This is a genomic window from Mesorhizobium sp. WSM4817 (assembly GCF_055811135.1).
The window spans coordinates 21,677-33,157 of sequence record NZ_JBVVQQ010000015.1 but is presented as its reverse complement, the minus strand read 5'-3'; the positions used below and the strand labels follow the sequence as shown (position 1 = coordinate 33,157).

The window sequence follows — 11,481 nt, the reverse complement described above, 5'->3', positions numbered from 1 at the left end:
TTGGGAAGGCCAAGAATTTCGGCGGGGTTGGTCATGCTGTTTCTCCCTTGCGCCGACGCCCCCCTCCCCTCGAGGGGAGGGTGGCCCGAAGGGCCGGGTGGGGTCGCCGATGAAGTGCTCGATCTTATCTTACTGCTGTTCGAAACTGACATGGATTTGAGGCAACGCGATCATTCTCCTCCCAAGGCGCCAACCAGGTCGGCGCACTGCACGCAGGACCCCTCTCGGCCCTTCGGGCCACCCTCCCCTCGAGGGGGAAGGAAAATCGAGCTTAGAACGCTTCCGCCGGCAGTGCCATCAATGTATCGGCGCCGCTGGAGATGCGGGCGAGGTGCGCCGACGTTTCCGGCATGATCCGCTCCATGAAGAAGCGCGCCGTCACCAGCTTGCTATCGTAGAACGCCGAAGAACCATTGGCGCCGTTCGCCAATTTCGCCCCGGCCGCCTTGGCCATCTGCGCCCACATATAGCCCAGCGCCACCAGGCCGAAGAGATGCATGTAGTCGGTCGAGGCGGCACCGGCGTTATCGGGCTTGGCCATGCCGTTCTGCATCAGCCACATCGTCGCCGCCTGCAGATCGTTGAGGCCCTTCTTCAGCGCCTTGGTAAAGGGCGCCATCTTCTCGTCAGTGCGGTTCTCCTCGCAGAACTCGCCGACCTCCTTGAAGAAGGCCTGCACGGCACGGCCGCCATTCAAGGCCAGCTTGCGGCCGACGAGGTCGAGCGCCTGGATGCCGTTGGCACCCTCGTAGATCATGGCGATGCGGGCATCGCGCACGAACTGGCTCATGCCGTGCTCTTCGATATAGCCGTGCCCGCCGAACACTTGCTGCGCCATCACTGCGTGGTCGAAACCCTTGTCGGTGAGCACGCCCTTGACCACCGGCGTCATCAGCCCGGTGTAGTCGTCGGCGGCCTGGCGGTCCCTGTCGTCACTGGCACGGTGGGCGATATCGGACTTGATCGCCGTCCACAGTGCCAGTGCGCGACCGGCCTCGTTGAAGGCCTTCATGGTCATCAGGCTGCGGCGGATATCGGGGTGGACGATGATCGGGTCGGCCTTCTTGTCCGGCGCCTTCGGCCCAGACAGCGAGCGTCCCTGCAGGCGATCCTTGGCATAGGACACAGCGTTCTGGTAGGCGACCTCCGACAGAGAGAGCCCCTGCAGGCCGACGCCGAGCCTCGCTTCGTTCATCATCGTGAACATGGCTTTCAGCCCGCCATTCGTCTCGCCAAGCAGCGTGCCTTGTGCCTCGTCATAATTCATGACGCAGGTCGAATTGCCATGGATGCCCATCTTCTCCTCGATCGAGCCGCAGGAGACGGTGTTCTTCTCGCCAGGATTGCCTGATGCATCGAGCTTGAGTTTCGGCACGATGAACAGCGAAATGCCCTTCACGCCTTCCGGCGCGCCGTCGATGCGGGCCAGCACCAGGTGGACGATGTTGTCCGCCATGTCGTGCTCACCGGCCGATATGAAGATCTTCTGGCCTGAGATCCTGTAGGTGCCGTCGCCATTGGGAACCGCCCTGGTGCGCAGCAGGCCGAGATCGGTGCCGCAATGCGGCTCGGTCAGGTTCATGGTGCCGGTCCAGACGCCTTCGACCAGCTTCGGCAACCAGAGCGCCTTCTGCTCGTCGGTGCCATGGGTAATGATCGCGGCGATCGCGCCCTGCGTCAGGCCGGGGTACATCATCAGCGACATGTTGGCCGAAATCATATATTCGGAAACAGCGGTATGCACCGCGTAAGGCAGACCCTGGCCGCCAAATTCGACGGGTGCGGCCAGCCCCAACCAGCCGCCCTCGCGGTATTGGTCGAAGGCCTCCTTGAAGCCCTTCGGCGTCGTCACCGAACCGTCGCCATGGCGCTCGCAGCCTTCCATGTCGCCGACGCGGTTCAGCGGCTGCATGACATTTTCAGCGAGCTTGGCGCCCTCGGCGAGGATGGCCTCGACCACGTCCGGCGTCGCGTCGGAAAATCCGGGAAGATTGGAATAGCGCTGGTAGCCCAGCACTTCTTTCAGCACAAACAGCGTGTCCTGGACCGGCGCCCTGTAGATCGGCATGCATTTCCTCCACCATGCGGCCTTGGCCCCGAATCCCCAATGTGAAGTCAGACGGGCATGCGGACCAATGTTCAGGTCGGAATAGCAAAAGTTGACGTTTGCGTAAACGTCAATTTTTTGATGCGACAAATTAATCCCCGCCGCTCGCTCATAGCGTAACGGCGCTGGCCGTAGCCAGTCCGAACAGATTGAAAGATCTTCGTCCCGTCGCAGCCGCAAGACAAAGGGAAGAGCCGCGCAGCCAAGGCCCACGCGGCTCTCTCCCAGAAGGTTCACCGGAAGCGGGCGAAGAATTACCCGGCGACGCTGGCCTGCGGCGCCGAGCGTTCGCTCAGCATCTGACGCACCGCCGCCATCGAGTTGCTCAACTCGTTGATGGCATCGTCGATCAGAGCCCGCTGCTTCTGCAGGCGGGCAAGCTGCTTCTCCGACTTGTCGAGCGTCAGTCGCAACTGCTTCGTGTTGGAACCGCTGGGGTCGTAGAGGTCCATCATTTGCTTGACGTCGCGCAGCGAGAACCCGACCTTGCGGCCGAGCAGGATCAGCTTCAGCCGCGCCTTGTCGCGGCGCGTGTAGAGACGGGTCGAGCCGTCGCGCTGCGGATTGAGAAGGCCCTTGTCCTCGTAGAAACGCAGCGTACGCAGCGTTACTCCGTATTTCTTGGCCATCTCGCCGATGCGGACAAGATCCTCGCCGGCTTTATCGGACATGTCATTGGTATTGGCCGCGGCTTCGCCGGGCGAAACAAGTTTCATGGTCACTGGCTTTCCCCATCTGGTGGCGCCGCGGTCCTGGACCGTGCGTCGCCTGAGTCGAAGCGGGGGCGTGCTTCCACTCGTGGTTTCAACAAACAAAATCGCAAACGGCACAATCTGCACCCTTACGTTTACGTCAATTCTATACCGATAGCCGCCTCACGAAGCAAGGGCGTCGTGCGGGAGGACCTTTTTGCCGCATCCGCCACCGCATGGCCCGGCGGCGCTTCAGGCGCTCGTCAACATCGTTGCAACTTCTTAAGCTTGGTTAACGCGTTGTTTACCACGTTGGGCGAATTGTGCGCATGTCGGTCACCCGTGGTTATCCTGTAGCGAATTTTTCACGGTTTCGGAGCCCACCGCAGCAAAGCCGCGGCCGTCTTCGTTTCCGGCAGGACTTTGGGAACTGGTCATAAAGCCAGCAGTGAAACTGAACGGGCGCATCGATGAACAGCAAGCGGTCCTATCTCGATACACTCAACACCGGCCGGCAGCGCAGGCCATACACCACGCTTGAACAGCTCAACCGTTCCCTGGAAACGCTGGAGCAGCGGCTGGAGCGGACGCGCGAGGACTTGAGCGAACGTCCCGATCCGCGCCGGCTGAGCGCGGAGCCGCGCTATGCCAGCGCCCGGCCCTATGAGGATCCGCGCCCCGAGCAGCCGCCGAAAAGCCCGGCGCCGGCTGCCTTCGACCAGAATTACCAGGCGATCGCCCGCGACATCGACCGCGTGCGCGGCCAGGAGGACGGCGTCGCCGTGGTCGGCAAGATCGCCGGCGAATTGCGCGGCCTGCGCGAGGAACTGCGCCACCAGATGACCGCCGGCCTGCAGCGCGAATTCGAAGCGCTGCGCAACGACATCGAGCGGGCTTTCCAGGCAAGCACCGAGCCGGGTGGCCAATCGACGGGAGGCAAAGGCAGCGCCGAACTCGGCGTCGAGTTCGAGCGGCTTTCCGGCGCCATCCAGTCCCTGGCCGAAAAGAGCGACGACAGAAGCGTCAACATGCTCCGGCTCGATCTGGAGCAGGTCAAGGCCGCGCTCGACACATTGGCGCGCGAGGAGAGTGTGCAGGCGGTCGGCCGCCGCTGGGACGAGTTCGACCGCCGCTGGACCGCGTTCGAGGATCGTGTCGATGCCGATCAGCGACAGCGGTCGGACGCACCCGGTCTTTCGATGCTGACCGAACGGCTCGAACAGATCAGCAATGCCGTCAACAATCTGCCGGAATCGCTGTCGCTGCGTTCGCTCGAAGAGAAGGTCCGCACGCTTGCCGGCGCCGTCGAGCATTTCGCCCGCCAGCAGGACAGCCTCGGCAGCAGCACATTCGCAATGATCGACGAGCGGCTGGACGAGATTTCCCGCGCCATCGTCGCCTCGACCGTCGCCGCGCAGGCCAATTCATTCGACCCCGAAGCATTCGAGCGTATCGAGAAGCGGATCGCCTCGCTTGCCGAACAGATCGAGGAAGTGACGCAAGTCCACCCCAGTGGCGAGGTCATCGACCGCCTCAACATGCTGTCGAGCCGGGTCGACGATCTTGCCAGCCGGGCCAATTTGCCTGAGCAGGCGATGGAGCGTCTCGACAAGCAGATCGCGCTTATTGCCGACAAGATCGACCGGGCGCCTGCCATGCCGGACGCCGACTATATCTTCCAGGGGCTGGAACAGCGTTTCGACGTGCTGTCCGGCATGATGGAGCGTCGCCAGGGCGACGCGATCGAACAAGGCAACATGCTGTTTCGCGATCTCGAGCGCCGGCTGGACGAAGTTGCCGACAGGCTGGACCAGCGCATGCCGCAGATCGACGGGGCCGGCATCATGGACGCCCTCGACGCCCGCTTCAGCGCGCTGGCCAAGCGCTTGGAGACGCGCGTTCCCGATCACGCAGGTGAAGCCGCGATCCGTGGCCTGGAAAGCCGGCTCGAAGACATTTCAATCCGGCTGGATTCATCGGCGGCACAAGTCGCCGGTATCGACCCGGCCCTGATCCGCAGCCTGGAAGCGCAGGTCGCGGGCCTGTCGGCGCACCTTTCGAAACCCGGCGCGCCACTGCCGGAATTGGAGGATATCAGCCCTCGTCTCAACGAAATCGAGAAGTCGCTGGCTGGCACCCGCGATTCCATCCTCAGCGCGGCGCGCGAGGCAGCCGAGAGCGCCGTCCGTTCGTTGGCGGGCTCCAGTGCCAACACGGCGGCCGTCTCTGGCCTCGCCCAGGATCTGAAGACGCTCGAAGCACTGACGCGCCGTTCCGACGAGCGCAATTCGAGGACCTTCGAAGCCATCCACGACACGCTGCTCAAGATCGTCGACCGGCTGGGCTCGCTGGAAACCGGCGAGCCGACCGACGCTGTGAGCGAACTTCTGAATACGCAACCGGCCGAGCCGGACAGCTGGCGCGGCGTGCGATCGTCAAAGATGGCCGTACGTGACGCGCCGTCCATGGACATCGACCAGCCACTGCCGCTGACGGAAGACATGGCCGACCTCGACAGCCATGTCTCTGCCATGATCAGCGATGAACCAGGTTCCCATAGCGAACCGGGCACGCGTAGCGACCCGGGCACGCGCACGCCGGCCGAAGCCGCCGCGGCCGCGGCCATGGCGGCGCTGGGCTCGGACACGTCGGAAAAAAGCCAGCCGACCGGCGGCCGGAAGTCGATGCTCGGCGGACTGGCGCGCGCCTTCAAGGCCAAGAAGGAGACGATTGTTCCACCGCTTGCCGGCTCCGCGCCTGATGTTGAGATACCGGTTGCCGATCTCGACGAGCCGCTGGACCCGAAGGTTGCCAACCGGCCGCTGGAGCCCGGCTCCGGCCCACCTGACCTCAACGCCATCATGAAGCGCGTGCGCGACGAACGCGGCCCGCCCGGCAGGGCCGGCAATGCCGACGCATCGAAATCCGACTTCATCGCCGCAGCCAGGCGCGCGGCGCAAGCGGCCGCTGCCGAGGCCGACGCTCTCAAGCGGCAATCGACGATGAGGGGGCCGGTAAAGGCGCTCAGGATCGGCGACTTGCTCAAGGCGCGACGCAAGCCGATTCTGATGGCAGCCGCCGCGGTCATGCTGGCGCTGGCCGGCCTGCAATTAGGCAAGGCCTTTGTCTCCGACCCGGTCGATATTGCCAGCAACGACACGGCGCCGATGGCGGCCGCGCAGCCAGCGGAAAGCGCATCGATCGGTACCGTCAACGAGCCGAAGACGGACACAGAAACTGCAGGGGATAGCGCACCAGACCACGCTGTCCGGCAGGCAGAGCCATCCGAATCGGTAGCCGAGGACGACATGCCGGCGCAGGCGCCGTCGGATAACGAGAGATCGGCGGATGCCGAAACGTCGGTCGACTCAGGCTCCGCGGCCGAGCCTGTTCCTGCACCAATGGCTTCAACGACATCGCCCGATCCGGCGGCGGCGAACGTGACAGCGTCGGCAACTGCGGGCCCGACGGCTGCGGACGCCGAACCAATGGCCACCGCGCCGGACGCCACGCCCGCGACCCAGGACATGACCGGCACGGTCACGTCAGCGGTTGCTTCGACGGCGGCGGCCACTGCCAAGATCGACATTCCAGCCGATGCCGGCCCGGCTGCCTTGCGTGACGCAGCGGCCGGCGGCGACGCCAAGGCACTGTTCGAGATCGGCTCGCGCTACGCCGAATCGCGCGGCGTCAAGCAAGACATGGCAGCGGCCGCCAAATGGTACGAGAAATCAGCCGAGCTCGGCTTCGCACCGGCGGAATACCGCATCGGCAACTTCTACGAGAAGGGCACCGGCGTTTCGCGCGACGTCAAGAAGGCGAAGACCTGGTACCAGCTCGCCGCCGCGCAGGGCAACGCCAGCGCCATGCACAACCTCGCCGTGCTCTTCGCCATGGCGGCGGACGGCGTGACCGACAATGAATCGGCCGCGCACTGGTTCCAGGCCGCCGCCGATCTCGGCGTTAAGGACAGCCAGTTCAATCTCGGCATCCTGGCGGCGAAGGGCGTCGGCATGAAGCAGAATCTCGAAGAGTCCTACAAATGGTTCGCGCTCGTCGCCAAGACCGGCGACAAGGATGCGGCGGCAAAGCGCGACGAGATCGCCAAGGCGCTCAGGCCCGAGCAGCTCGAACGCGCACGCGCCGCCACGGAGCTGTGGAAGGCAAAGCCGCTCGATCCTGCGGCCAATTCGGCCGATATTCCCGAATCGTGGCAGGACGGCACGCCGCAGACGACCGCCAGCGTCGACATGAAGAAGGTCGTTCAGAACATCCAGCGCATTCTCAACAAGAACGGCTACGAGGCCGGCAATGACGACGGCGTGATGGGCCAGAAAACCAAGGATGCCATCATGGCTTTCCAGACCGACAACGATCTGAAGCCTACCGGCACGGTCGACGAAAAGCTGGTCAAGGCGCTGCTTGCGCGCAAATAACGTCAGATGCGTCGTTTCCGCGACGCCTTTGCCACACATTTGCCTGTTAACTGATTGAGTTGTTTTTTGTTTCGGCGACGTGGCGAGGTTTGACTTCGCCGCCCGGCCGGCGCAAGAACGGACAGGCTTTTGGCGCGAATGCCCGCCACGGTTGCATTCGCCGACGGGCAAACTGATCGAGACTGACGGGTGGGCATCTATCTCCCGATCGCGGAAATTTCCGTCAACATCTTCGTGCTGCTGGCCATGGGCGCGGCGGTGGGTTTCCTCTCGGGCATGTTCGGAGTGGGCGGCGGCTTCCTGATCACGCCGCTGCTGATCTTCTACAACATACCGCCGGCGATCGCAGTCGCCACCGGCGCCAACCAGGTCATCGCCTCCTCCTTCTCCGGCGCATTGTCGCACGTGAAGCGCGGCACGCTCGACTTCAAGCTCGGCGGTGTGCTTTTGGCCGGCGGCATCGTCGGCTCGACCGGCGGCATCTTCGTCTTTGGCTTCTTGCGCCGGCTCGGCCAGCTCGACCTGTTCATCTCGCTGCTCTATGTCGTGCTGCTCGGCACCGTCGGCGGGCTGATGCTGGTCGAGAGCGTCAATGCGCTGCGCGCCACGCGCAGCGGCGCGGCACCGGTGCTGAAGAAATCCGGCCAGCACAACTGGATCCACCGCTTGCCGCTGAAAATGCGGTTCAGGGCCTCGAAGCTGTTCGTCAGCGTCATCCCGGTGCTCGGCCTCGGCGCCGGCATCGGTTTCCTGTCGTCGATCATGGGCGTCGGCGGCGGCTTCATCATGGTGCCGGCGCTGATCTATCTCTTGAAAGTGCCGACCAACGTCGTCGTCGGCACCTCGCTGTTCCAGATCATCTTCACCTCGGCCTACACCACGCTGGTCCATGCCACCACCAACCAGACGGTCGACGTCATGCTCGCCTTCTTGTTGATGGCGGGCGGCGTCGCCGGCGCGCAATACGGCGCCAAGGCCGGCCAAAGGCTGCGCGGCGAGCAGCTCAGGGCGCTGCTCGCACTGCTGGTCCTGGCGGTTGCCATCCGGCTCGCCATCGATCTGTTCGTGACGCCGCCCAGCCTCTATTCGCTGTCCGGCGCGGATCCGACCTGATGGCGGGTTTTAGGACGTTCCTGGCCGTTGCCTCGCTGTCGCTGTTCGCCGCCTCGTCACCGGCAAGAGCGCAGACGCCGGTTACCGAAAACATCCAGATCGGCCTGTCCACCGACCATGTCTCAATCACCGCCGGCTTTTCCGGCGCCGACCTCACCATCTTCGGCTCATTGGAAAATGCCGACCCGCGTGTCGCCCGCCAGGGGCGCTACGACATCGTGGTCGTGCTTGAGGGTCCGGCCCGGAAGGTCGTCGTGCGCCGCAAGGACCGGGTGCTCGGCATCTGGATCAATCTGGAGTCCGAGACCTTCAAGAATGTGCCGGTGTCCTATTCGGTGGCGACGACGCGGCCGCTGCAGGACGTCACCGACCCCAACAGCTACAAGCAACTGTCGCTCGGCGCCGCCAACATCTATATGCAGCCGGCCGACGCTGGCGACAGTCCGGCGACCATCCAGGAATTCACCGCAGCGCTGCGCGAGCGCAAGACGGCGACCGGCCTCTACAGCGTGAATGTCGGCGGCGTGCAGTTCCTGTCGCAGAACCTGTTCCGCGCCACCGTCAGGCTCGCCCCCAATGTTCCGGTCGGCACCCACAAGGCTCGTGCGTTCCTGTTCAAGAGCGGCCTGTTCATCAAGGAAAGCTCCGCCCAGCTCGAAATCCGCAAATCCGGTTTCGAACAGTCGATCTTCCGCGTCGCCCACGATTATTCTTTCCTGTATGGCGTCTTCGCGGTGTCGTTGGCCATGCTGACAGGCTGGCTCGGAAGGCTCGTCTTCCGGAAGGATTAAACTCTCTTCAAAAGGCGGTTCCCCTTTTTACGCTCGTGGGTTAGACCGCGACCCCGGCCCGGCCGAACACCAGCTGTCGCTCCCCAAATCAGAAATGCAGGACTTTGCGATGCGACCAGCATTCGGCGGTATCGACTTCGGCACTTCGAATTCCACCGTCGGCGTGATCAGGGACGGGCAGCCGCAATTGGTGGCGCTGGAAGACGGCGAGGTGACGCTGCCCAGCGCGGTGTTCTTCAATTTCGAGGACAACCGCACCTACTTTGGGCGCCGCGCCATCGCCGACTATACCGACAGCATCGAAGGTCGCCTGATGCGCTCGCTGAAGAGCGTACTCGGCGGTACGCTGGTCCATGAAAAGACGCGCATCAAAACCCGATCGATCGCCTTCACCGAGATCATCGGCCTGTTCGTCGGCCACCTCAGGAAAAGGCTGGAAGAGGATGCGGACGATACGGTTGAAAGCGTGGTGCTCGGTCGTCCCGTGCAGTTCGTCGACGACGATGCCGAGGCCGATGCCAAGGCCGAAGGTGAACTCGAAAACGCGGCCCGTACCCAGGGCTTCAAGCATATTGCCTTCCAGTTCGAGCCGATCGCTGCGGCGCTCGACTACGAGCAGAAGGTGACGCGCGAAGAGCTGGCGCTGATCGTCGACATGGGCGGCGGCACGTCTGACTTCTCGATCGTGCGGGTCTCGCCGCAGCGCGCCCGCTCCCTCGATCGCAAGGACGACATCCTGGCCAGCCGAGGCATCCATATCGGCGGCACCGACTTCGACCGGCTGTTGAGCATCGCCCATGTGATGCCGCAACTCGGCTACCTCTCGCCGACCAAGGACGGCAAGCGCAACTTGCCGGCCAGCTACTTCATCGACCTGGCGACATGGCAGCGCATCAATCTGGTCTACACCGCCCGGGCGATGACGCATCTGCGCCAGATCCGCTACGAGGCGGAACGCGCCGACCTGGTCGACCGCTTCATCGACATCGTCGAGCATCGTTACGGGCACGCGCTGGCCGCTTTGGTCGAGAGGGCCAAGATCGAGCTGACGGAGCAATCGTCCGCCGAGGTGATGGTCGCGCTGACGGGAGCGAAGTTTGCGACCGAAATTTCGCGCGCCGGGCTCGAGGCCACGATTGCCAGGGATATCGAACGGGTGGCTGCGACGGTTGGCGAGACGATCCGCGACGCGCAGGTGAAACCAACCGCCATCACCGCGGTGTTCCTGACCGGCGGATCGACCGCCATCCCGCTGGCAAGGCAGCAGATACTGGCCCTGGTGCCGCAGGCGTCGGTCATCGAAGGCGATATGTTCGGCTCGGTCGGGCTTGGGCTGGCGCTCGATGCGCAGCGGAAATTCGGCTGACCCGGCTTACCCCCGGACGGTCTCGCCGGCCCTCGCGCCCAGATGCGCCTTAAGCGCCATCTGGGCCAGACTTGCCTGCCGGTCACGATGCGTGATCATGGCGAAATCGCGCTTCGGCAGATCGATCGACACGGACCGCAAGCTGCCTTCGGCAACCGCGCGTTCGACAACGAGCTCCGAAATGATGGTGGCGCCGGCGCCGGCCTCGACCGCCTGACGGACCGCCTCGTTGCTCGGCAGCACCAGGAATATCCGCAGCTCTGCGAAGGAGATCCCTTCGCGGCGGGCAAGATCTTCCAGCACCTCGCGCGTGCCCGATCCGCCTTCCCTGATGATCCAGCGGAGTTCCCTGATATCGGGATGCCCGCGCGAGACTTCGGCGATTTCGGGATGCGAATGCGCCACGACCAGCATCAGGCGATCCGCATCGACCTTGGCGCGCCGCAATATGTCCGATTCAGTGCGCCCCTCGACCAGGCCGAAATCAGCCGTACCGTCGAGTACGGTGGTCTCAACCTGCCTGGTGTTGCCGATGGTCACGCTCAGCCTGACGGCGGGATAGGCCTCGTGGAAGGAGGCCAGCCGGCGCGGCAGCCAGTAGCTGGCGATGGTCTGGCTGGCGGCGATGGAAAGGCTGCCGGTGATCGTCTGCGAGACGTGCTCCAGCACGTCGTGGGCGGCAGCCGCCCGTTCGAGCACGGCCTTCGCCTCGGGCAGAAACCTGCGCCCGGTCTGCGCCAGTTCGATGTTGCGACCGACCCGGTTGAACAGCTGAACGCCATGCTGCTGTTCGAGCGAGCGGATGGCGGCCGAGGCGGCCGACTGGGAAATGCCCAGCAGCTCGGCCGCCTTGGTCATGTGCCCCCGTTCGGCGACAGCAACGAATATCCGCAGTTGGTCCAGGGTCATGCGGAGAATTAAGAAAGAATTTCGATTGGAATTACAAGAGCAACTTGTTAGACGGATCGATTGCTTT

General features: G+C 63.9%; 7 protein-coding genes. 4 read left to right on the top strand and 3 right to left on the bottom strand.

Features of this window, described 5'->3' with window-relative positions; all coding sequences use genetic code 11:
* Window positions 1–271: 271 nt before the first annotated feature.
* Together AC0L2K_RS20485 and AC0L2K_RS20480 are read right to left on the bottom strand one after the other, a co-directional pair.
* Entirely contained in the window at window positions 272–2,068 is a 1,797-nt protein-coding gene (locus AC0L2K_RS20485) for an acyl-CoA dehydrogenase (protein WP_287242122.1), read from the bottom strand.
* 293 nt (window positions 2,069–2,361) lie between these two features.
* Window positions 2,362–2,823: a MerR family transcriptional regulator gene (locus AC0L2K_RS20480; RefSeq protein ID WP_023802166.1), complete on the bottom strand. Its 462-nt coding sequence runs from the start codon at window positions 2,821–2,823 to the stop codon at window positions 2,362–2,364.
* A 446-nt stretch (window positions 2,824–3,269) separates the two neighbouring features.
* Between AC0L2K_RS20480 and AC0L2K_RS20475 the strand changes: the two genes are divergently transcribed.
* From AC0L2K_RS20475 to AC0L2K_RS20460, 4 genes are all read left to right on the top strand, one after another.
* Entirely contained in the window at window positions 3,270–7,235 is a 3,966-nt protein-coding gene (locus AC0L2K_RS20475; protein WP_473532158.1) for a peptidoglycan-binding protein, read from the top strand.
* Window positions 7,236–7,424: 189 nt separating this feature from the next.
* A complete protein-coding gene (locus AC0L2K_RS20470; RefSeq protein ID WP_023802164.1) occupies window positions 7,425–8,348 on the top strand; it encodes a sulfite exporter TauE/SafE family protein in 924 nt (307 codons plus the stop codon).
* Entirely contained in the window at window positions 8,348–9,139 is a 792-nt protein-coding gene (locus tag AC0L2K_RS20465; protein WP_128247572.1) for a TIGR02186 family protein, read from the top strand. Before AC0L2K_RS20470 ends, AC0L2K_RS20465 begins: the two co-directional genes overlap by 1 nt.
* Before the next feature lie 109 nt (window positions 9,140–9,248).
* Window positions 9,249–10,505, top strand: coding sequence for an Hsp70 family protein (locus tag AC0L2K_RS20460; protein ID WP_473532157.1), 1,257 nt, complete (start codon window positions 9,249–9,251; stop codon window positions 10,503–10,505).
* Window positions 10,506–10,511: 6 nt separating this feature from the next.
* Here the strand turns inward: AC0L2K_RS20460 and AC0L2K_RS20455 are convergent, their stop codons facing one another.
* Window positions 10,512–11,414, bottom strand: a complete 903-nt coding sequence (locus AC0L2K_RS20455) for a LysR substrate-binding domain-containing protein (protein ID WP_473532156.1) — start codon at window positions 11,412–11,414, stop codon at window positions 10,512–10,514.
* Between the last annotated feature and the right edge of the window lie 67 nt (window positions 11,415–11,481).